Origin of the sequence: Niastella populi (genome assembly GCF_002078015.1) — a bacterium.
GTDB lineage: Bacteria > Bacteroidota > Bacteroidia > Chitinophagales > Chitinophagaceae > Niastella > Niastella populi.
The window spans coordinates 133,440-157,006 of the sequence record NZ_LWBP01000067.1 but is presented as its reverse complement, the minus strand read 5'-3'; the positions used below and the strand labels follow the sequence as shown (position 1 = coordinate 157,006).

Genomic DNA, 23,567 nt, shown 5'->3' with positions numbered 1-23,567 from the left:
AGTGTTTAAAGGGCGCCGCTATTTTTTATTTCGCCTTTCAGCCGGAAGCCGCAGGGTTGCAGCCCCGCTTTTATTAAAGTGGCTTTTGAAGCGTTGTTATTGATGCCGCAGCGGGCTGCAGGCACCCGCCCCATGCGGTAGATCTCTTTTTTCAGTTCCTGAACCATTAAACTGCCGAGCCCCTGCTGCCGGCAGTCTTCTTTTACATCCATATAAATATCTGCATATGGAAAATTATAATTGATAAGAAAACCGCCATTGGCAACCAATTCTCCGTTTTGCATCAGGTAGTATCCTTCAAAATGAACGGGGTTGTCGTCCTGCGGGGGCCTTTTACCAAACTGTACACCGGGTATATGCAAACTGGTTTTAACATGTTCTTCGAATAAAATGGCTTCGGCATAGATGTTCTTTCCAAATTCATACAACATGCCGGTCAGCTGTTTGTCGTTACTCTGGCATTCGATAAGTTTTGGTCCGGAAGCTGTAATGAACTGGTGAAAGATGGAACTGTTGTGTTTTCTGTATGGCGGTAATAGATAAAACTCAAAAATGGTATCGCGGTCTTCTCTTTTATCGGTTCCCCACACCGCTCCATAACCGATAGTTGTGCCGTCGGCCATGAAGATATAGGCATCGGCCCAGCCATAATAATGACATTTATCGAATACGAACTGAAAGTTGTTCTCATGCAGGAACAACTTGCGAAAGTCTTTAATGTCTGCTGAAGTTGTTTTAATGATCTGTAATTGCATAAGCAAAGAGTTAATGGTCGCGGGTGCATTGTTTCCGGTAACTTAAGTTAACTATTTTAAGTGAACCGGTATAAAAAAGTAAAAGCCACCATCAGGCAGCTTGAACTATAAAACAGGGGAGGATTAAAATGCGCTTACATCAACATTTGGGAATGATTATTTTTAACTGGCAGCCGTTACCTGGCGCGGAATTTAATTCTACCCTGCCATTGTACAGTAATGTTCTGTCGTAAATATTTCGTAAACCAATTCCTTTTGTTCTCTTCAATGGGTCGAAGCCGGCGCCGTCGTCCTGCACGGTAAGCTCAACGGTATCGGCATTGTATTGTAGCTGAATAAGAACATTGGTGGCCTTACTGTATTGAATGATATTCTTTAATTGTTCCTGAGCGATCCTGTACAGGGCTATTTTTTTTCCTTCGGAAATACCTTCGCATTCCTGTTTATCGTACAGGAATTTAACCTTGAACTTACAGGTCATTTTTATGTCTTTCACCATTTGCCTGATGCTATCGGCCAGTGTTTTTTCTTTTAGTTTCGGCAGCACCATTTCGCGTGAGATGGCCTGAATATCTGCAATGGCCATGTCGAGCGAATCAACCACTTTTTTCGCTATTACTTTATTCCCTGCTTCGGAAGGTTTCAACAGTCCCATATACAGTTTGGCAACCAGCAACAGCTGGTTTATATTGTCGTGCAGCTCCTGTCCAAGCCGGGTGCGTTCTTTTTCCCGGGTATCGATGATCGACTTTGCGATCTCCTTCTGGTGTTTGATCTTTTCCTGTATCAACTGGTTTTCCAGTTCCTTTATTTCGGTAAGATCGAGCAGGGAACCGATGATCTTTACCGGTTTGTCGTTCTCGTAAACGACAATACCGCGGTCGCGCACGGTGCGGTAAGAACCGTTGATGTATTTGAACCGGTATTCCCACTGCCAGCTGGAGAGTTTGTTATGCATCACGTTATTTACATGTAACTCTACCCGCTCGCGGTCGTCGGGATGAATGCGGTTACGCCACCACGAAAAGCCTTTGGTTTCTTTCTCGTTGCTGCCAATAAGTTCTATCAGCGCTTTGCTGCGAAAGAACTGATCGGTTTGCAGGTCCCATTCCCATACGGCTTCGGTGCTTACCTGGGTTAAGCGAATGAGGCGTTCATTGGCATTGGCAATTTCCTCATGTATATTATAGCCATGGGTAATGTCGGTAGCTTCACCACCGAGCAATGGTTTATTGGAGCTGTTGGGAACCGGAAAAATATTCACCAGGAAATACAGCGTGGTGCCGTCGGCCAGTGCATGTTTATGCACCTTTTTATGCGCAACGCCTGTTTCAAGCACCTTGCGGTGCTCTTTCTCAAATATGGCGGTAAAGAAGGGCGGTATTGCCTCCACCGCTTTTTTGTTGATGTCGCTTTCTTTCAACCCAAGGAACCGCATAAAGGCCGGGTTGGCGAAGATCAGATTCTCCTGGTCATCTATCAGCCAGGTCATGGCTGACGTGTTGTTCAGAAATTCTTTCCGGAACAGGTTGTTGTCCGGTGTTTCTGTTACTTTTTGCCAGGGCAGCTCTTTTATAAGCGTAACAAAAGAAAAGGGTACGGAACGGGTGTCATCAAAGAGAGGATAAAAAATAAAGTGTAACCATTTGCTTTCAGGGCATCCTGCCTGCATTTCAATCACCTGCTCATATGCCTTACCTGAAAGCAGGGTTTTCATAGGTGGGGTGTTTTCAAATGAGATTGGATCTGTAAATATTTTTAAGGGACTGCAAAAGTCGGCCAGTTGTGCGTTGTTCAGCAGACTTTCGGGATCGGTGTTTAATAATGCGGCAGCCTTTTCGTTAGCGTCTACTACATTTCCTACGCCATCCATTACAAGAATGCCTGTGACTGTGGCGCTTTCTGGTTTTTCATTTCCCGTTTCATGTCCTATGCAGATGAACAGGTTCTGCATATCGCCGTTGGTTTTCAGTTTGGCAATTTGCCAGTTTGCCTTGTGTACTGAACTGTTCAGCAGGTTCATATTGAGCCGCGATGGATTGGCTGCGAACCCGGCTTTCTGCAAGGCGGCTTTTAACTGCCCCGAGCCTAATGGCGAAATATATTTAAAGAACAGGTTTTTGGCGGTGGAATCATTTTCAATATGAAGACAGTTCACCAACTGTTCGTTGGCAAAATGAATTAAACCGTTTTCGTTGATAACGGCAAAATAACAGTCTTCAAAAGAATCTACAATTGCTGGTTGGTCTTCTTTAGTCATACGGGCGACGGGTTTAAGTTTTCACCTTGTAACCAATGAAGGGTTTTTGATTAGTTCTGATTTTGTATTTCGTTACATATCATACTCGTCCTGTTTTCGATTTCTTCAAAATCAAGAGATTTATCAAAAAAGTAATCGGCGCCGGTCGACAGGCAAAGCTGTTTATAATATTCATCGGCGTGATTACTGATCATCCATACTTTGGTACCGGGATACCTGCATCGGATCAGTTTCAATAACTCGATACCATTTTTGCCGGGCATACTGATATCGAGTAATGCTAAATGTACTTCTGTTTGCAGAAGCCAGTTAACGGCTTCCTCGTAATTGCAGGCTTGTAAAACAGGATTAAGGTTACGATCGTTAAGTAAGCAAATAACCCGTTGTCTGAACATGACTGAATCGTCAACTACCAGCACAGTTAATTTACTTCCAGGCATAGCCAGCAACTTTCTATCAAATTTAACATATTAGCATACTTCTAATAAATAGTGGTATATATGTTTATTTTGTAATCGTTAATCAGGATGCCTTGTAGTATAAAGTCGACAACGACCGCAACGATGGAACTTATTGTAAGCGTGTTAGGTAAACATTTATTTCAATAAGCGTCTGTTTTATTTTTTATCTATTTTGATTATCATTCCATTGCAACACTAACAACCGGTAGTTTTATTCGATGAGCTTTTTTTCCAGCGCATACCTTATGAGGTCGGCATTTGTTTTAAAGCTCATTTTAGCCAGTATTCGCGCCCGGTAAGTACTGATGGTGGTAGTGCTCAATGATAGGGTATCTGCTATTTCCGAAACCGATTTACCCCTGGCAAGTAACCTGAATACATCAAATTCCCTGTCGGAAAGACGTTTATATGGTTCAGGCTGGCTTTCATCTTCAAGTTGTGTGGCCAGGGTTTCAGCCAGTGAGGGAGTGATATATTTCTTGCCGGTTAACACCCTTCTTACCGCATTCACCAGTTCTTCATGCGCCAGGTCTTTACTGCAGTAACCGCTTGCACCGGCTTTCAATGCGCGAATAGCATATTGCTCTTCAGGATGCATGCTTAAAATAAGTACCGGCAGGCGGGGGTGCGTGATCCTGATCTGGTGTAATGCTTCCAGCCCGCTACGGCCGGGCATTGAAATATCACTGATGATTACATCCCATTTGCCATCATTGGCTTTCTGCACCAATTCTTCCGCACTGGCGCATTCTTCAATTTCGCCAAACGGATATTCATCCAATAAGATCTGTTTTAATCCCTTGCGAACTATGGCATGATCATCGGCAACGAGCACTTTCATGGTTGGGGTTATTTCTCAATCTTTTTATGCCCCTGGTTTTTTTAGCGGGCGGTTAAAAATTAAAATTTCGTTGATTAATAGGTTACTGTTATCATAAACGGATTATCTGTTCATTTATTGATCGGGTTGCAATTTTGGCGGCTCTTCGGGTTGAACCGCGGTAGTTACCACTATGGTTGTGCCTTCGCCGGGTTGGCTGTTTATATTGAACCGGCCGCCGATCATCAGGGTGCGTTCCTTCATGCCCAGCAGGCCAAGGGTTTGTTTTTTGCCAAGCGCATTCAGATCAAAACCGATCCCATCGTCGAGTATTGTTAGAATTACCTCGTTATTATCGAGTTGCAGTTTGCTAAAAACATTTTTAGCATTGGCGTGCCGCGCAATATTGGTCAGCGCCTCCTGGTAGATCCTGAACAAAGAAGTGGCTATGGCATTGGATACAGGTAGATGCGCGATCGTGTGCTCGAAGGTGATCTTTATGCCCGATCTTTTTTCAAACTCCTTGCTTTGCCACTCAATAGCTTCAATAAGGCCCAGATCGTCGAGCATACTGGGGCGCAATTCCGTTGCAATACGGCGTACCGTTTTAATGGTTTCGTTCAGCATCTTCAGCGTATCGCCCGATTTTTGCAGCAGGAGAACGTCATCGTACTTTTGCAGTTTCTGATGCAGCCACGAAACATCCATTTTTAATATGGTCAACTGCTGGCCCAGTTCATCATGAATTTCCCGCGCAATATTGGTACGTTCTGTTTCTCTTATATTCAAAAGGTGGTCCGACAGGTCGCGCAGTTGCGCCGTATGTTTGCGAAATTCCCTCGTGGCTTCCAGTTTATCGGTAATATCGATGGCCAATACCAGCCGGGCTTTCTTTTCATTGTAAAGGAAATCGTGCGAATACACTTCCACATCTATAACGGTACCGTCTTTTTTCATATGCCTGAATAAACCCATGCTTACAAAGCCTGAACTTATAGTAGGTGCTTTGGAATAGAATTTTTCAAATTCTTCGGCCGGGCGGATATCGAGGGCGCGTAAGGCAAGGAACTCTTTTTTTGAATAGCCGTATGAGATCAGCGCCGCTTCATTTACATCGAGAAAATGAAAAGTTTCAAGGTCCACTATAAACATCGGTAATGGACTTTGCTGAAAAAGCAACCGGTGTCTTTCTTCACTTTGCTGTAATGCCAGTTCGGTTCTTTTTTGCCTGGTAATGTCGTTTACAAATGAAATTATACGGCCGTCGGGCATCGGTTGCAGGGTGAATGCCGCGTACCAGGCAGCACCATCCTTCGCGCGCATCTTTCTTTCCCAAATGAGGCTGTCGCCCGTCTTCAACCGGGCGGTTGCCGGCATTGGTTGTTGTACCTCATCTATATGTATCAGATCGGCAAGGGACATAGTGAGCAATTCCTTTTTGTTATACCCTGTTAACCGGCAGGCGCCGGCATTGGCATCGAGGCAGGTAAGTTCATTGTCGAAAATAAGCATGGCATCACCGTGCTGGTCGTGGAGCCGGAAATAATTTCCGTTACCTGATGTGAATGCTGCTGTATTATTTAGGGAGCTGAAACTTTTTGCAGTGCCGGTTCCCTTATTTACATGATCTATATCAAGTGGTTTGTAAATAAACAGATAACCGCCGGCAGATGTATCAGGCGCAATGGCATGCCTGGTAATTTGCAATGCTAACTTTTGTTTGTCATTGTTTATAAAGTCTATAACTCCCTGGGTAAAATCGCCGTTTGTAATGGAAGCGAACTGGCTATTTGAAGAAGAGGCGTTGATTGACAGTGTGGAAATGTTCAGGCCTGAGGTATCTTTCAGTCTGAAACCGAACAGGTTAGTCGCTGCAATATTGCAGGCAACGATCAGGAAGCTGGTATTGGTGAATACGGCAGCTTCATTGATATGCTGTATAAGCAGCTCGATGGTTGATTTGGTCGGGATCTCGTTTTCCATGCGAATAACGGAATGCAAATACACTCAAATTCAGGTACACTTTTCATAGGAAAACGATTCATCGCAAGATTACCTCATATTTTTTAATTAGCAATAACTTAATGTATAATTGTGGGTAACTATTGGCGCTTTTTTAATTATTAAAAAAGTGTCGCAATGACATTACTCGCATTGATAAATAGAAACCTGTATTTTTCGAAAGTGATAACATTGGTTCGTTAGTTTATGATACCTGCTTTCTTTTGATGGCTTGTGAACTAAGTTACCTTTGTAGCAGAAAGTTTCTTACCATTTAGCCGACAATAACCTCACCTTCAAAATTATCTGGTTAAACCCGTAAAAACGTCAACCTTATTGTAATTCGTACTTTTTATTCCTTGTTGCCATTGACCGGATCCCGATCCGCTCAGCGACAAAGAAGCAACTCAAATTTATTTATTATGAACAATTATGGCATCAAGGTAGCATTGGTTGATGATTCATCAGTTATCAGGAACAGCATTTATGAGATCATTACATTGTGGGGTTACGATGTAATGCTGAGAGCGGTAAACGGAAAGGATCTTTTAAAACAATTGTCGGCCGGCAATGTACCTGATATATGTATTACCGACCTGAACATGCCGGTGATGGACGGTTATGAAACCATTGCGGCCCTAAAAGAAAAATGGCCCGATATAAAGATCATCGCTTTTTCAATTACCAATAATAAAAAAGAAGAAGAACGTGCCATTGAAGCAGGTGCGCACGCATTTGTTTCGAAATTAAGTTCCATAACAGAACTGCAAAAAGTTTTGCAGGATATGCAGCTGCCTGCCGGCAGTGGATACTGATAAAATATTTCGGTCATACGCATACCGGGTTTTTACCAACCGGATAATTATTCACATCTTTTTGACTTCAGCCGGGAAATGGATCCGGCCTCATTAAACTTTTACTTCCAACAACCTTCTATTACGTTTATACCTGTTTGAGTCATGGTTAATTCAAACAGGTTGTCGTTTTTCCAAAAGAAATCATAATTTATCGGACTGTGCAAATAAATCATATTACAGCACGTTTCGTAAAAAAGGCATAGTATTTGAAATTAGTACAAGTTCATCTGTAGGAATGTAAGAATATTGCTGTTGTATCTCCCTTTCTGATATCCTTGCCGTAAAAGACGGTTTTATTCCCAAAATATTTATTCTTTTATACTATATATATCAATATATGTTACAAGCGCTTCCATATCACCTGAAAGTTCGGGATCATTTTGTTCGGCAGGAGAAAACCTGGAATTATTTTGCTGCAGTAAAAACAAAAGAGGAACAGCTCGCTCAATACAAAACGGAATTGTTAAAAAATACTTACAAGTTCGATGAGCAGGCGGATGCCGGTATATATGAAAAAGTCAATAAAGCAAAGGAAAAACTGGGACTGGAGCAATTACCCGTTACTGTTTACCAGGCACAGTACACCGATGAAATAAACGCAAGCATCGTTTTTCTTAACAATGAAGCGCATATTGTTTTCAGCGGCCGCATTACCCAACTGCTCGATGAAGATGAACTGCAGGCCATACTGGCGCATGAACTTACACATATAAAACTGTATAGCTCGCTGCAGGGCGAACTGGAGATTGCCGAGCGCATCATTATGGCAATTGCGGGTAATTATAACAGTGACGCCGCCTATTCTGAAACCGCACGTTTGTACAGGTTATATACCGAAATATTTTGCGATCGCGGCGCCTATACCGTTGTGGGAGATACGAAACCGGTAATTACTTCACTGGTCAAGATAGCAACGGGGTTGGATAAGGTTAGTGCGGAAAGTTATACCAAACAGGCTGATGAAATATTTTCAACCGCCAGCGGCGTAAAAGCCACCACCATTTCGCACCCTGAAAACTTTATCAGGGCAAGGGCCATTCAGCTTTGGCACGAAAAAAAGGAAGCGGCAGAACCTGAGATCATCAGGATGATAGAAGGAATGACCGACCTCGATCAGCTCGATGTGTTCAAACAGGAGGAACTGTTGCAACTCACCCGGAAGTTCATGCAGTTGTTGTTGAAACCAAACTGGTTTCGCAGTACGCTGGTGACCAGCCTTGCCAAACAATATTTTGTTAATTTCTCCTATGATGATTCGGTAATGCCCGATGAAGCGTTTACCCAAACGATCGGCGAAGCGCATACCAGCATAAAAGATTATCTCGGGTATATTATGCTCGATTTTGCACTGGTCGATGGCGAACTGGAACAAATACCCTTTGGCTGGGCTTTCCAGTTTTCCGAAGCCATTCAGTTGAAAGATGTTTTTGATGCTATCGTGAAAAAGGAACTGCAACTGAGCGACAAAAAGCTTCAGCAACACAAGCAAAAAACAATGTCTGCCTGGTATAAAATAAAAGAAGGGGAGAAGGAGCAGATTTACGAGGGAGATGAAAAACTTACTACAGCCGTACCGACCGGCAATTAATATCGCATTATTACTATACTGATCTCAATCTATTGATTATGTCAATACAGGTTCAATCCTTCAGGCAATTTTTGAAAACAGCATTCGATAACGGAGATTATGCCACAGATGATGTAATTGCATTTGTGCTGCCTTTGTGCAAAGAGGTGATCGGCTTTCATGAAGCCGGGCTCGTTGCCCCGTTTGAAAATGAAAATGCATTGTTCATAACCGAAAACCGGCTCGATGTGGATGAACGGGCAGCGCATAAGCCAATGAATGCCATTGGCAAAGTAGTGGCCCTGTTCGAACGGCATAAAGCCCGGCATTTTGATCTCACAGGTAGTGCAAAATCCGAAATAGATATAGATGACAGCGCCGTTTCAGTAGAGAATATACAAATTCACCTGAATGGCAATGAAACGCTTACCTCGCCGGCCTATATTCCCGGTTACCGTTGTTTTGAAATGAACCTCGGGCACCACGATGAGCTCACCGATATATTTTGTCTTGGCTGCGTATTAGGCAGTATGGCGCTGGGCCTGAATTTAAATGAAGAGAAAGACCTTGCGTTATTTGCAAAATACCGCGGCAACCCGATCTTATACAATCACCGCATACATCCTACCATCAGCTCACTGATCGCTGAAATGACCGAGCTGAGCCGGCAAAAGCGGGTGCAGGATCTGTACGATATCGTGAACCGCCTGCAGCATTACCGCGATTACGATCCCGAAAAACAAACCGATCTCAGTAACATAGCCGGCTGGATTAATAAATCACTGACGAACCGAAACCAGCTTATCTTAAATAAACTGCGTAACCGGTTGTTCGATACCAGCAGGCGCAACCGCTTATTGTATTACAAACCGAATATGCGGTTTGTGAATTTAACGGTAAGCAGCGTGCCTATGGTGCTGCATTATCAAAGCATCAGGCCCGAGTTGTTGTTTACCTGGAATAAGGATATTTCTGAACGGGTGATAGGTATGAAGGAAATTGTGCTGAACAAATACCTGCGGTTCGAAGATCATTTGTACCTGCCGTCCTCGCTCGATAAAATACGCATCGAAGCGCAACGCGATATTCAGGAATATGGTTTCAGCCAGTTGAAACTGGTAATTGTATATCTTAACTGGCATAACCTGAAAGAAGATCCTGATGAAAGGATCCAAAGCCCGTTGTTGCTGGTGCCGGCTGAACTTAAGAAGAACAAAAAATTAAAGGAAGACCATTTCATATTGAAGATTACCGATAACGTGGCCGAAGTAAACCCGGTGCTGGCCAGTTATCTGAAAGAATTATATGGTATCGAACTGCCCGATTTCGTTGATCTCGATGAAATGACCCCCGAGCAGTTCTATCAATTGCTGAAAAGCCAGATAGATGCCGCCAACCAGGGGATCGTGCTTAACTATATTCAAAAGCCTCGCATCAGGCTGGTGCATAACGTGGCCAAACAAACCGTCACCAATTTCAAAAAACGCCTGCAGCGCACCGGCAAACAACTTGATAGCTATAAAGATGTGGGTTATAGTTATCAGCAGGAACAATATAAACCGCTGGGACTTGAAATATTCAGGCAAAAGGTAGAACCCAGGACCGGGTTCCTCGAAACGCTGGGACACGAAGATGCGCATATTATGCCTTCCCGGTTAACGGAAAGCAACGCCGATAGAAGAAAACCGTTGTTTGAGCTTTCTGAAAGCGAAGGCAATCCGTACAGCTGGGATTTTGATATGTGTAATATTGTATTGGGCAATTTCAACTATAAAAAGATGAGCCTGGTGCGTGATTACAATTTTGTAATTGACAACCAGGTGCCCAATGAAGTGTTTGAACAGTTGTTCAGCAGCAAGCCAAAACCAACCGCCGCAACTCCGCAGGAGCTGAACAATACCGATGACTGGTATCACGTGATCACGGCCGACCCAACGCAAACAAGGGCCATCCTTAAAAGCCGCGATAAAGAAAGTTATATTATTCAGGGGCCGCCGGGAACGGGCAAAAGCCAGACGATCACCAACCTTATTGCCGATTTTGCGGCCCGGGGCCACAGCATCCTGTTCGTTTGTGAAAAACGCGCGGCGCTCGATGTTGTATATCATCGCCTGAAACAACAGGGGCTCGATGAATTGTGCTGTTATATTCACGACAGCCTGGGTGATAAAAAAGAATTCATCAGGAACCTGAAGGAGACCTATGAAGATTTTACCAAAAATAAAATGGATCTCGAAAGGATCCAGTTGAGCCGCGAGGCATTGTTGAAACAAACCAATGACCAGTTGGAACTGTTGAAACAATTTCATGCCACCCATACCGCTGTACCCGAACAGGCCGGTATCGAATTCAGAAAGTTACTCGAAAGGGTAGTGGAATTGAAAGAGCACCTGGTAACCCGCTCGGTAAAGGATGCGGATGCATTACCGCATTATAAAGAATGGCTTGAGTTCGGTAATGTTATTCAGCAGTTAAGCAATGCGCTGGAAGAAACAGGCGCCGAACCTACTTTTGCCGAACACCCCTTCAGTAAGATCAACGAGCATATCTTCAGCAATGAGAATCCGCAAACGGTACTGGAGAACCTCCTGTTGCACAGCCGCAATTTGCTTACCGATATAACTTCTGTAGTACGGGATAACAATATTCCGCCCGAACATACCAACCGGTTAGAGCAGATCAAAAACCTGGTTCAGGTAGCCATTGTATTGAACCCATTGGCCGAATCAGATAACCTGTCGCTGGTAGATGAAGGCAACGAAGCCGCCAGAAAATTCGATAAGGGGGTTCATTTATACAAACAGCAGCAACAGTTATATGAGCAAATAAAAGAGCGCAATAAGAACTGGAAGAGCAGGCTGAGCGAACAGGATATGCTGGCTGCCATTCCGCTGGCTGCCAAATACGAGCAGTCGTTCTTTAAATTCCTGAACAGCAAATGGAACCGGTTGAAGAACAAGATCGATGAAAGCTACGATTTCTCGCAGCACGCCGTACATCCCGGTTATGGCACCGTTTTGCAACAATTGAAAGAAGAATATGACGCCGCCAATATGGTGGCTATGGAAAGGCACTACCTGCAACAACAGTATAAAGTCGATAATGTCGACCTCACTCATTTAAGCATCGAGCGCATCAGGGCGCGGAAGGGCGATAAGGAGATCGATTATTTACTGCATCATGCCGAAGCAAATGAACTGGTAACGAAGCTGAGCAAGTTGAACCAGAACATGCAAAAGCTGCAGGCCCAGTTACAGCAGTGTTTGAATGAGTATGATACCAAACCGGTAAGCGATATTTACGACGAGCTGGAAAGCATCAGCATGAATGCTGAAAGCCTGCGCGACCTGTTACCGGCTTTACGCGAATATTCCGAGTTGCCAGAACCGGTAAAAGAGGTGTTAAGAAAGGTGCCGGTTACGCCTTTACAGGCTGAAGCAGGTATGGCCAGCAAAACCCTGTCGCATATTTACCAGCAGAATAAAAGCTTTGCCAATACCGATATGCAGGCTATTGAAAAAGCGGTAAGGCAAATTCAGCATTGTTACAAACAATTGCTGAAAGTAAATGCCGACTTTATCAGGGCGGCGGTGCGCCAGCGCTTCCTCAATAACGTAGAGTTAAGCAATATCGCCAGCAGCCAGTTATCGCCCGAACAACGCGAGTTCAAAAAGAATTATACCGAAGGCCGGAAGATCCTGGAGAATGAATTCAATAAAAGCATTCGGTTCAAAAGCATCCGGGAGCTGTCGGCCAAGGAAAGCGGCCTGGTGCTGAAAGACCTGAAATCGGTATGGCTCATGAGCCCGCTGAGTGTGAGTGACAGCTTGCCGGTCGATATCGGCTTCTTTGATGTGGTGATCTTCGATGAAGCCAGCCAGATCACGCTGGAAGAGGGCATACCGGCCTTGTACCGCGCCAAACAAACCATCATTGTGGGCGATGATAAACAAATGCCGCCAACCAATTTCTTTACCGTTCGCACAGAAGATCCCGATGACCTTGAAGTATATAGTAACGGTGACGATGATGAGCTGCTGAGCAATGATGCCGACAGCCTGTTGGTACAGGGCGCCCGCAAACTGAACAATGTAATGCTGGGCTGGCATTACCGCAGCCGCTTCGAAACGCTGATCAGTTTCAGCAACCACGCTTTTTATGAAGCGAACCTGCTTACCATCCCCGATAAGACCATTCATCACACAGAAAAGAAATCGATAGAGGTTGCCAGTGCACAGGATGCGGCCACACACGCCGATGCCCTGTTCGACCGCAGTATCAGTTTCCATTTTCTGCCCAACAGTGTTTACGAAAAACGTATCAATACCGATGAAGCGGATTATATCGCCTTCCTCGTAAAAACATTACTGCAACGGAAGATAAAAGAAAGTATAGGCATCGTTGCCTTTAGCCAGGAGCAGCAGGAAGCCATTGAAAATGCATTGACAAAACTGGCGTCAAAAGACAAGGCTTTTGAACAGGCGCTTGAAGATGCCTGGAGCCGTACGGAAGAAGATCAGTTCACCGGTTTATTTGTCAAGAACCTCGAGAATGTACAGGGTGATGAGCGCGACATTATCATCATGAGCGTATGTTACGGCTTCGACTCGCGCAAAAAGATGATCATGAATTTTGGTCCCATCAATAAAAAAGGTGGTGAAAAACGGTTGAACGTAATATTCAGCCGCGCCAAAAAGCATATGGCGGTTGTAAGCAGCATACGGCACCACCATATCACCAATGAGTATAACGAAGGCGCCAACTATTTTAAACGCTTTTTACAGTACGCTGAGCTGGTAAGCTGTGGCGATATGAGATCGGCCCGTACCATTCTTGACAGCCTGGTGCTGCATAAAAAAGAAAGATCGAAATCAAAGGCCGATAGCATCATTCTGCAGCAGATAAAAGAGCAGCTGGAAAAGAAAGGGTATGAAGTGGCCGAGCAGGTAGGTCAGTCTGACTTTAAATGTTCGCTGGCGGTAAAAGCAAAACAAACCGATACAACCTATAGCCTGAGTATTTTGCTCGATGATGACCGGCATTACAGGAACGAGAACCTGCTGGAGCAGTATTATCAGCGCCCGGCCATTCTGCAAACATTCAACTGGCGTACCATCAACGTATTTGCAAAAGACTGGTTAAGCCAGCCCGACAGGGTACTGGAGCAAATAATAAAACGCCTGCACCAGGAAACCGGCCAGGAAGAAGAAGAAAAAGTACCAGAAGGGGAAGCGGCTGCCGAACCGGTAATGGCTGCCACTGATCTGGTTGAACCAGTTACCGGTATTGCTAAACCGGAAGCGCCTGCAGCGGCTACGCCGTACGATCATTTAACATTCCACCGGCTTATCAATAACGAAGGTGAATCGGGCCGGTTCTGGGAAGCTGCCCTCGATGGCTGTAAACTGATCGTTCGGTATGGCAGGGTAGGAACAAAAGGGCAGGTGCATGTAAAAACCTTTGCGAAGGAAACTACGGCCCAGCTTGAAAAAGATAAACTGATCAAAGAAAAAGCTAATAAAGGATATAAGCCCACCTGGCTTTAAAGGCTGAAGGCTGAAGGCTAAAGGCTGAAGGCTGAAGGCTGAACGCTCAATGCTCAACGCTGAAGGCTGAACGCTCAATGCTCAACGCTAAAGGCTGAAGGCTGAACGCTCAATGCTCAACGCTGAAGGCTGAAGGCTCAATGCTCAACGCTAAAGGCTGAAGGCTGAAGGTAGAACGGTCAATGCTCAACGCTGAAGCTGAAGGCAGACCACTGAATGCTGAACGGTCAACGTACCCCTGGCTTTCAGGAGAGCCCTGCCTGTTGAAGCCTCGCGGGATGCCTCAGAAGTTAAGCCCGGATTTCGCGGGCAGGCATTAAGCCTTAAGCATTTTTCAGCGGTATCGTTACTTCCAAACGGCAGCCTTTGCCGGGGGAAGAAAAGATATGGGCTTTGCCATTGTATGTTTCAACCCGGTTCAGGATATTGGTAATGCCCACGCCCTTGCGCGACAGGGCAGTGTTGAAGCCTATGCCATCATCTTCTATAGAAAGAAAAACCGCCCTGGCTGTATTGTGGAGTTTAATGTTGGCTTTGCGCGCCCTTGCATGCCTGATAATGTTGGTGAGCTGTTCCTGAATAATGCGGTAGATGGTTTCTTTGATGTTGTCGGGCAGCAATTGCTCGTTCAGGCCATGCAGATCGAGGTAAACGGGTTGCTGCTGCACAATGTTATCGATTGTTTTTTGAATCTCGGCCATCAGGGTGGTTTCTGCAAACCTGGGTAACACCAGCCGGTGCGAAAGGTTGCGGATCTCTTTGATCACCTGTTCAATATTATTCTTGCATCTTTCAATTGTGCTTTTTTCTTCGTCATAATTTTCAAGCCCGTATTCGAGTTGCAGTTTTACCGCGGCCAAGATCTGGTTGATATTGTCGTGCAGTTCGCGGCCCAGTTCGTTCCGTTCATTTTCCTGGGTCTTTAACATTATACGGTTGATCTCTTTCTGCTGCTCGAGTTTGGTTTTACGTGCAGATTCATTGATCAGTTCTTCGGCGGTAATATCTTTAAGCGTGGCTATTAAGCCAACGGGTTGCTTTTTTTCATCGCGGGCAAAGGTAACGGTAGCCAGAAGCTGAAATACCTGTTTGTCTTTCCTGGTATATACAACCTTGCCCTGCCATTTACCTGTTTGTTGCAGGATCTGCAATGCCTGCTCGCGCGAATCATCCATGTAATCGTATTGTATAATATCACGGAACAGGTTGCCGGTTGCGTTTTTTGCTTTGATGCCATATACCTGTTCGGCTCTTTTGTTGATGTAAATGATACGCAGATCCATGTCGGTAAAGATCACCGCATCACTGATATGATCGAGGAGAAAATCCTTATAAGTGGGTAAGGGCTTATTACTAGTGACACCGGTTTGAGTTGCAGCCTCACGGAGTTGAACGGCAGTGTCAGGTACTTCAGGGCCATAGAAGTGCTGGGTTAAACGGTTAGTTTGGCGCATAGGGATGTTGAGATTTTAATTGAATTGCTTACAGGATCAGGTAAGAGTGTACATGTAAAGTAAACGCAGAAATTTCATCTATAATATGATTATTATCACCTAGGGGTATGTTTCTGGCAATAAGTTGTCCCGGATCAACTAACAAGTAAGGATATCTGTTATCTTTTTTATAGGGAAGTTCTGTTAGGGGTAAACGAAGCGTTATTAGTGAGGGTAAGTATGGGGTAACGGGTAAGGGTTTGTGTGTACGTTTTTGTCGCAATGTGCGTCATTGACCTAAAGTAAATTAACCCGGTAATTCAAAACAGTTGTAATTGCGCTGCGTATTGCTCAAACGTTTATCTTTTGCAATTCATTTTGTTTACAGTACATTTTTTTTTAGGTGCAAACTCTTATTGAAAAAAGGCGGTCGGTTCGCCAACTGGCGAACCGACCGCCCTGAAGGTTTTATTTCCTGGTCGTAACGTAACCATTGAATGAGATCGGCTGCCGGTTATAACTGGTAACACTAACAGATGCGGAGCCATTGTCAAAGATGCTCAGGTTAAGCTGACGCGGATCATGTACATCTTTAGGGGTAATAACAACATCCCAGCCGCCCTTTTTTCGGTTCGTTACAGCGTATTGAAAATCGGTTGAGGTAAAACGAAGCGGTCCTTCAGCAGGATTAAGCGGTGCCGTGAACGCCCGGCCGAAATAGGGCAGGTCGCTGACGATGGTATCCCTGGAGATCTGCAGATCGAAATCGGAGGTCAGTTGCCTCGTGCTGCCCGACTGCGGCAATGCCGTTTGCGCTTTGAAAACATAATTCTGAGCCTCTACAATGCGTTGTATTTGCGCTTTTTTATCTTTTTTATGCTGCGCCTGCAAAGCTGCGGGCAGCAGCGCAAATGCGATTACAGCAAGCCCGAACCAGCGGCTGAATTTTATAATATTATTTTTCATATAACTCCCTGTTTTTGTTCTATATACAAAACGGCAGGGGGCTACAAATTGTTTGTTAAAAGCAGCGGGGCAACAGGCTGCAAAACTGCCAGGAAAACAGGGTTTTATATAAAACTTCTAACGATCAGTCCGATCAGGATCGAGAGCGAAAAGCTCATCAGGGTGCCAATGAGGATATATTCGGCCTCTTTCCGCGCTTCAGTGCCTTTGATATCGTTGAACCGCAGGATCGATTTGGCGGCGATCAAAAAGCCAATGCCTTCAAAATGGCTGCTGATAACAAAGGTGAATACGAGTACGCGTTCAAATATGCCGATCCATTTGCCGGCTTCATTCAGGCTTACAGAGGAACGCATGGTTTGTTCTTCGGCCTCGCGCCGCCAGCGTTGTGTGGCGCTGGCCAGCAATAGTGATAATGGAAAGGTGACCATCAGGTAACCGGCTGCTATGGCCCAGGCCGACTGGCTTTGCATTACCGATCCCCAGCTTTTGGGGATCCAGCCGGCAGGTGCAATGAACAGGCTCCATAATACAAACAGGATGATCAAATGTGCCACCTGGTCAATGATAAAATAAACCACTTTATCTGACTGATTCAGTTTCCACAGATCGATAACAAAGTGGGTAAGCATTACCAGCAGGGGAACGATCCATAAATTCCAGCCGGGAGCAAAAAGATAAACCAGGATGCCATGTATGGCGCAGTGCAGGTACAGCATCCATGACCGTGCTTTCAATCGTTGCTTGTGGCGTACCATAGCGCGCGATTGTAATAAAAAGTCGCCAACGAGGTGAGCGAATATCCATTGAAATAAGGTTACCATTTTAGAATGCTTAATGCCGAATGCCAAAGGCTGAACGCTGGTTCCCGATCGTTCAGTTTATCCTGCAAATGGCGATCAGATTTAAAAATATGGTTACAACTCAAGCTAAAGGCTGAACGCTTAATGCCGCTCTCCGGCATTCGATCTTCCCGCAATAATCCAAACACTTCGAAACACGGGCCGGGCCTTCCGGGTTAAGCCTTCGGCGTTCAGCGCTAAATATAATTTAAAGGGTTGGTATAACCGATTCGAAGCGGGTTAGAATTTTATGCACAACGTGCCAGCCGGCTGCCTGTAAACGATAATAAACCGAGGGTTGCTTAATTTTTAATTTTTGGGCTATTTCTTCCTGTGTCATTTCGCGTAATTGCATGTATACTGCTTCTGCCTGCTGAATTGACCAGTGCTGAATGTGATAGTTTAAAGAAGAGCTATGCACCTGCCACTCGCTGGTGAAATCGTCGTTATCGCCTGCAATGCTTATGATTTCACCGCTTTTTACAAGGGCATCGAGAAACGGGCCCGATGCCTGGAATGCGGAACCATCGGAGGTGATCACCTGTTTGGTTTTATAGCTGATGTCGCCTACGCCAACAGCCAACCGCATTTTATAGGCATATTGTATCAAAAAGCTATGCAGTAATAATGTTAATCTTAATACCGACATGCGGTTAGTGGTGAGTATACCCTGTATACTATCGCCCCGGTATTGTTGTACCTGCAGATCGGGATATTCGTGAACGAACTCATTAATGAAAGCATCGAGCAAACCCTGCAGTTTTCTACGGGCTGCGGGTTTCAGAAAAGAAGAACCTACGATATCGCCACTGATAACTGCTGCTTTTTGATTAGTTGCCATAACCCGCTTTTATACAAATATAAGCCTATAAACTTATAATATCGTATTATAAGTTTATAGGCTTATAATATGGCATTATAAGTTACTGGACTTATTTATAATTGGCTGATAAGCATCATGTAATGGAGGAATGTGCCTTCCGGGGGCAATGTATTAAAAGTGAAAACCCTCCTTTCCGGCAGTTGCCGGAAGGGAGGGTTTTGTATATAAGATCGAATCGTTCGCAGTAACAAACGATATTAATACCTGTAATGTTCAGGTTTGTAAGGCCCTTCTTTGGGAATACCCAGGTAAGAAGCCTGTTCGCTGGTAAGTTCATCCAGTTCAACACCGATCTTTTTCAGGTGTAAACGGGCAACTTTTTCATCGAGGTGTTTAGGCAGAACGTATACTTTGTTCTCGTAGTTCTTGTTGTTGGTCCACAGTTCCAGCTGAGCCAGTGTTTGGTTTGTGAATGAGTTGCTCATTACAAAACTTGGGTGGCCTGTAGCGCAACCGAGGTTCACCAGGCGGCCTTCAGCCAGCAGGATGATCTCTTTACCGTCTATGTTATACAGGTCAACCTGAGGTTTAATGGTGTCTTTGGTATTTCCGTAGTTGTTGTTCAGCCAGGCTACGTCTATTTCGATATCGAAGTGGCCAATGTTACAAACGATGGCTTTATCTTTCATTGCCTTGAAGTGCGCAGCGGTGATGAGGTCGCGGCAGCCTGAAGCGGTAACGATGATATCGGCTTCCTTAACGGCGTCGATCATCTTCTTAACTTCAAAGCCGTCCATAGCAGCCTGTAAAGCGCAAATAGGATCAACTTCTGTAACGATCACACGGCAGCCTGAGCCGGCGAGTGAAGCGGCAGAACCTTTACCTACATCGCCGTAACCGCCTACAACGGCTACTTTACCGGCCAGCATTACATCGGTAGCGCGGCGGATAGCATCAACGAGGCTTTCTTTACAACCGTATTTATTATCGAATTTCGATTTGGTAACTGAATCGTTTACATTAATGGCAGGGATAGGTAAGGTACCTTTAGCCATTCTTTCATACAAACGGTGAACGCCGGTGGTAGTTTCTTCGCTCAATCCGCGGATGTGCTGAACCAGTTCAGGGTATTTGTCGAATACAATGTTGGTAAGATCGCCACCATCGTCAAGGATCATATTCAACGGGCGATCGGCGCCACCGAAGAACAATGTTTGTTCAATACACCAGTCGGCTTCTTCAATGGTCTGACCTTTCCAGGCATAAACACCGATACCGGCAGCGGCAATGGCAGCAGCGGCCTGGTCCTGGGTAGAGAAGATATTGCATGAGCTCCATTTAACCTCGGCGCCCAAAGCCACCAGGGTTTCGATAAGCACCGCAGTTTGAATGGTCATGTGTAAGCAGCCGGCAATACGGGCGCCTTTTAAAGGCTGCGAAGGACCGTACTCTGTACGTAACGCCATCAAACCCGGCATTTCAGCCTCTGCAAGGCGAATCTCTTTACGACCCCATTCTGCAAGACTGATATCTTTTACTTTATAGGGAAGTGTAAAATCAATGTTCTTGGTGATAGTAGACATATCTTTTTGAATATTTATTTCGGGCGCAAAGCTACAATTTATGTATGAAACTCAGCGCAATTCCCGCTACAGGAAGACAGGTTGTTATTTTATTCCCTTATTCGATAGCGGTTAAAGGTTAAACAATTGATTTATAATATCTTTTTGGTAAGATCGGCTACGGTTTTCTTCTCCAGGATCCGCAGGTTGGCGTCCCGTACCAGCACCATCATATCGTGCAGGCCGCATTGCTTTTCATCGCAGTTCTTGCATCGCTCATAGAAGTACAGGCTTACACAGGGAAGCATGGCTATGGGGCCATCTATCAGCCGCACTATCTTGGCCAGGGATACCTCCTTTGGGGATACTTTGAAGAAATATCCGCCGCCTTTTCCTTTTTTACTTTCCAGAATACCGGCTTTTTTTAGTTCCAGCAATATGTTTTCCAGGAACTTAAGGGGGATACGTTTCTTTTTCGAAATCTCTGCAATAAGAATGGGCTCATTTTCTTTCTTTTCAGCCATATACATCAGGGCCTTAAAGGCGTACTGGGCTTTCTTGGATAGCATGTATTTTCTTTTTAAACACGTAAAGTACCCTCCGGTGACGCAGGGCTATAAGGGCGTAAGATAAAATAATTTATTTATCATCCGGTAAGAAAGCTGAACGTAAAACGACTAACGCTTAACGCTTAACGCGGAATGCCCTACGCCCAACGCCAAAGGCGGAAGGCATAAGGCAAAAAGCCCGGCCCGAACTCGTGGTGTATGGGTTATTGCCGGAAGATCGATTTCCGGAAGGCAGCGTTAAGCTCTGACGGAGTCTGACACTCATCAGTGTCGTCAGACCTTCAGCGTTTAGCGTTTGGCATTTTATCTTATGCTTACCAGCTTGTTCATATAGGCGTATTTGATAAGCCCTATGACGCTATTTGTTTTGGTTTTGCGGAAGATATTCTTGCGATGCGTTTCAACAGTACGTTCGCTTATAAACAGCCTTTCTGCTATCTGTTTATTGCTGTACTCCTGCTCTATGAGGCGGATGACTTCGAGCTCCCGGTCGGTAAGATGAGTTGTTTCGGGTGCTACTTTTCGGAGGCGGACAGTAGGATTAGGCATTTCCTGTAAGGTTTTGTCGTTAGTGTAAATATGCTCGATCATGTTTTCCAGTGCTTTGGTTATATTATGTTTATCAGTGCTTTTTAACACATACCCCGATATATTTCCTTCTTCGATCATTGTATTCACGATAGTGGTTTGCTCTTGCTTATAAAGGGCTACCATTTTTACCCGCGGAAACAGCCCTTTTACTTTGTTGGCCAGTTCATGCCCATCCCTGTATAGCATAGCGATGTCGGCGAATAAAATATCAACGGGTGTGCAGGCCATCTGCCGAAGCAGTTCCTGGGGGTTGGTGGTTATTATAACAGCCTTGAAGTATTCATGTTTATGAAGTAGCGACAGCACCCCATCGATTACCGTCTGGTGATCTTCTGCAATAGCCATTCGAATCTTTTTACGTTTCATGTTTGGCGGGTTAAACATTCAACCGACAAAGGTTATGGGTTATATGGCTTTAGTTTACACGAAGACCTTTTTACTACCGGCCCTTAGGCTGATAGTATCAAATCTTCTGCCACTGCCGCACATATGCGGTCTGAAATGCTTTTTCATACCCTTTGCCAAAAAGGGTTTGCCGAAGTAAAAGCCATAAAAAGAAGTAAAAGGGACGAACGAGGCTAAAATAGTATGTGTTAATGGTGGGCCGGGTGAGGTTTTCCCATATTCAAGTATTGAAGCAGGAAAGGTATAAACACAACAAGGATGATCCGGTTTAAGACTGTTCATGCAGCAGTAGGTTTGGTAATTCCAACTATAATTTACTTAATTACCCGACAAAAACTTACATTTCGTATAAAAATTGAGTAATATCAAATCGCATGTAAGGCAACCGGTGATCATGTGCGTGTACCCGAATAAAAAACAGGCCCCTTTTTTCGTGTTATTTCTACTTGAGACAATCTATTTTATCATCTTTTGTAAAAAGAAGTAACTATTTATGTGCCCTGAAGTAAAATACCACGACATTGGCGTGGTATTTTAACTATATATTCTTTTTACTTATTTGTATGGTGTATACTACAGCCCCAGTACATCTTTCATTCCGTAAACACCTTTTTTATTCGCGAGGAATTCGGCAGCCAGCACGGCGCCGGTAGCAAATCCCTTGCGGTTATGAGCCGTATGTTTGATCTCTATATCATCGATCTCTGAAGAATAGGTTATCCAGTGGGTGCCGGGAGCGGGGTCAATACGCTCACTGATAATTTCCAGTTCTTCTTTATTGGCGGCAGGCTCATTCACCCATTTCTTCTTATGCTCCAGCGATTGTAAAATGCCTTCTGCTAGGGTAATGGCGGTACCGCTGGGCGCATCCTTCTTTTGGGTGTGATGCACTTCTGTAAGCTTTACATCGTATTCTTTATGGGGAGCCATCAGCTCAGCCAGTCTTTTATTGATGGCGAAGAATATATTCACCCCTACGCTGAAATTGCTTGCATACAACAGGGCGCCATTATTCTTTATGCAATGTGTTTTAGCTTCTTCAAAACGTTGTAACCAGCCGGTAGAACCGCTTACCACGGGAACCCCGGCATTGAGGCACCTGAGCACATTTTCAAAAGCCACATCGGGGCCGGTGAATTCAATAGCTACATCGGCCTTCTTTATGTTTTCGATGGTATTGTCCTGAATATTCTCTATTCCTACTTTTAAAACAATTTCGTGGCCACGTTGCAAGGCAATTTCTTCAATGGCATGACCCATTTTGCCGTAGCCGATCAATGCAATTTTCATTTTTGGAGTTTTAAGTTGTAAGTATTAAGTAGTAAGTGCCTGGTACCTGAACCTCAAAACTCACTACTTATGACTTATTACTTTTAGCGGCGCTAAGGTATTGCTTTTTTAGAGTATTAAGTTGTAAGTATTTAAGCAGTAGTTGCTTTCGTACAAACTTACAACTTACAACTTATCACTTATTACTTACTTTGAATACCAGGCTTACCCCAATGGTTTGATTGGATAGGAGGGCTGGCCTTACCTGCATGCTCAGGTTGTCGTTTACATTGAAACCTTTCAGGTGGGCGTCAACAGTGGCGTCTATAACATTCAGTCCCCAGAACAACAGGGTGAATAAAATAGAGTAGTCCATGTTTTTACGAAAATCGTTTCGGGCGTTCAACAGGGCCGGCGATCTGCCCTGGGTTACCCAGTTTTGCAGGCGTGGGTGCACCTTTGCGAACATATCGCCATAATTAGGGTCGTTTGGACCGGCTTCCACAACAGACAACGCATATCTGATACGGTTATACCAGGTACGGTTGTCGAAGAAGGTATAAATGGGTATACCTACCGCCGCATATACAATGGGAACTTTCCAGTATTTTTTATTGTAGATCTGGCCCAGACCGGGGAATATAGCAGAATAAATAGCCGCCTTGCGTGGTTCGAAAGTGCGGTTACCGGCTGAATCTCTCCATAGACCCTTTCTTACCGTTTTGCCGGGTACTACTTTACCAGTAGTATCCATTATAACGAGCGTGTCTTTTTGTTGTGACACGGCCAGCATGGGTAACGAAAGGATAATTGCAATTACAAAGAAAACATGCTTCATGC

General features: G+C 44.6%; 17 protein-coding genes. 3 read left to right on the top strand and 14 right to left on the bottom strand.

What is annotated here, in order from left to right; translation table 11 throughout:
* Nucleotides 1-5 precede the first annotated feature (5 nt).
* From A4R26_RS08070 to A4R26_RS08050, 5 genes are all read right to left on the bottom strand, one after another.
* Nucleotides 6-755, bottom strand: coding sequence for a GNAT family N-acetyltransferase (locus A4R26_RS08070; protein ID WP_081163282.1), 750 nt, complete (start codon nt 753-755; stop codon nt 6-8).
* 139 nt (nt 756-894) lie between these two features.
* Nucleotides 895-3,015: a PAS domain-containing sensor histidine kinase gene (locus tag A4R26_RS08065; RefSeq protein WP_081163281.1), complete on the bottom strand. Its 2,121-nt coding sequence runs from the start codon at nt 3,013-3,015 to the stop codon at nt 895-897.
* 50 nt (nt 3,016-3,065) lie between these two features.
* Nucleotides 3,066-3,455: a response regulator gene (locus tag A4R26_RS08060; protein ID WP_081163280.1), complete on the bottom strand. Its 390-nt coding sequence runs from the start codon at nt 3,453-3,455 to the stop codon at nt 3,066-3,068.
* Between the two features lie 232 nt (nt 3,456-3,687).
* Entirely contained in the window at nt 3,688-4,317 is a 630-nt protein-coding gene (locus tag A4R26_RS08055) for a response regulator (protein ID WP_081163279.1), read from the bottom strand.
* A 114-nt stretch (nt 4,318-4,431) separates the two neighbouring features.
* Entirely contained in the window at nt 4,432-6,279 is a 1,848-nt protein-coding gene (locus A4R26_RS08050) for a sensor histidine kinase (RefSeq protein WP_081163278.1), read from the bottom strand.
* 440 nt (nt 6,280-6,719) lie between these two features.
* On the opposite strand from A4R26_RS08050, the gene A4R26_RS08045 reads away from it, so the two are divergent.
* The 3 genes from A4R26_RS08045 to A4R26_RS08035 all read left to right on the top strand — a co-directional run bounded on the left by A4R26_RS08045 (nt 6,720) and on the right by A4R26_RS08035 (nt 14,267).
* Nucleotides 6,720-7,112: a response regulator gene (locus A4R26_RS08045; RefSeq protein ID WP_081163277.1), complete on the top strand. Its 393-nt coding sequence runs from the start codon at nt 6,720-6,722 to the stop codon at nt 7,110-7,112.
* A gap of 379 nt (nt 7,113-7,491) precedes the next feature.
* Entirely contained in the window at nt 7,492-8,742 is a 1,251-nt protein-coding gene (locus tag A4R26_RS08040; RefSeq protein ID WP_081163276.1) for a M48 family metalloprotease, read from the top strand.
* Nucleotides 8,743-8,780: 38 nt separating this feature from the next.
* A complete protein-coding gene (locus A4R26_RS08035; RefSeq protein WP_081163275.1) occupies nt 8,781-14,267 on the top strand; it encodes an AAA domain-containing protein in 5,487 nt (1,828 codons plus the stop codon).
* A 323-nt stretch (nt 14,268-14,590) separates the two neighbouring features.
* Here the strand turns inward: A4R26_RS08035 and A4R26_RS08030 are convergent, their stop codons facing one another.
* The 9 genes from A4R26_RS08030 to A4R26_RS07990 all read right to left on the bottom strand — a co-directional run bounded on the left by A4R26_RS08030 (nt 14,591) and on the right by A4R26_RS07990 (nt 23,565).
* Complete coding sequence (locus A4R26_RS08030) at nt 14,591-15,721, bottom strand: PAS domain-containing sensor histidine kinase (RefSeq protein ID WP_081163274.1); 1,131 nt, start codon at nt 15,719-15,721, stop codon at nt 14,591-14,593.
* Nucleotides 15,722-16,168: 447 nt separating this feature from the next.
* The gene (locus A4R26_RS08025) at nt 16,169-16,666 is read right to left on the bottom strand and encodes a DUF4251 domain-containing protein (RefSeq protein WP_081163273.1); all 498 of its coding nucleotides are present in this window, start codon (nt 16,664-16,666) and stop codon (nt 16,169-16,171) included.
* A 104-nt stretch (nt 16,667-16,770) separates the two neighbouring features.
* On the bottom strand, nt 16,771-17,490 hold the full coding sequence (locus tag A4R26_RS08020; RefSeq protein WP_133054588.1) for a DUF3307 domain-containing protein: 720 nt from the start codon (nt 17,488-17,490) through the stop codon (nt 16,771-16,773).
* Between the two features lie 226 nt (nt 17,491-17,716).
* On the bottom strand, nt 17,717-18,349 hold the full coding sequence (locus A4R26_RS08015) for a hypothetical protein (protein ID WP_081163271.1): 633 nt from the start codon (nt 18,347-18,349) through the stop codon (nt 17,717-17,719).
* 239 nt (nt 18,350-18,588) lie between these two features.
* On the bottom strand, nt 18,589-19,914 hold the full coding sequence (ahcY, locus tag A4R26_RS08010) for an adenosylhomocysteinase (RefSeq protein WP_081163270.1): 1,326 nt from the start codon (nt 19,912-19,914) through the stop codon (nt 18,589-18,591).
* Nucleotides 19,915-20,045: 131 nt separating this feature from the next.
* On the bottom strand, nt 20,046-20,462 hold the full coding sequence (locus A4R26_RS08005; protein ID WP_081163269.1) for an RrF2 family transcriptional regulator: 417 nt from the start codon (nt 20,460-20,462) through the stop codon (nt 20,046-20,048).
* Between the two features lie 303 nt (nt 20,463-20,765).
* Complete coding sequence (locus tag A4R26_RS08000) at nt 20,766-21,419, bottom strand: response regulator transcription factor (protein WP_165760188.1); 654 nt, start codon at nt 21,417-21,419, stop codon at nt 20,766-20,768.
* A gap of 612 nt (nt 21,420-22,031) precedes the next feature.
* Entirely contained in the window at nt 22,032-22,748 is a 717-nt protein-coding gene (gene dapB, locus A4R26_RS07995; RefSeq protein ID WP_081163267.1) for a 4-hydroxy-tetrahydrodipicolinate reductase, read from the bottom strand.
* A gap of 175 nt (nt 22,749-22,923) precedes the next feature.
* Nucleotides 22,924-23,565, bottom strand: coding sequence for a DUF5683 domain-containing protein (locus tag A4R26_RS07990; RefSeq protein WP_133054587.1), 642 nt, complete (start codon nt 23,563-23,565; stop codon nt 22,924-22,926).
* Nucleotides 23,566-23,567 lie beyond the last annotated feature (2 nt).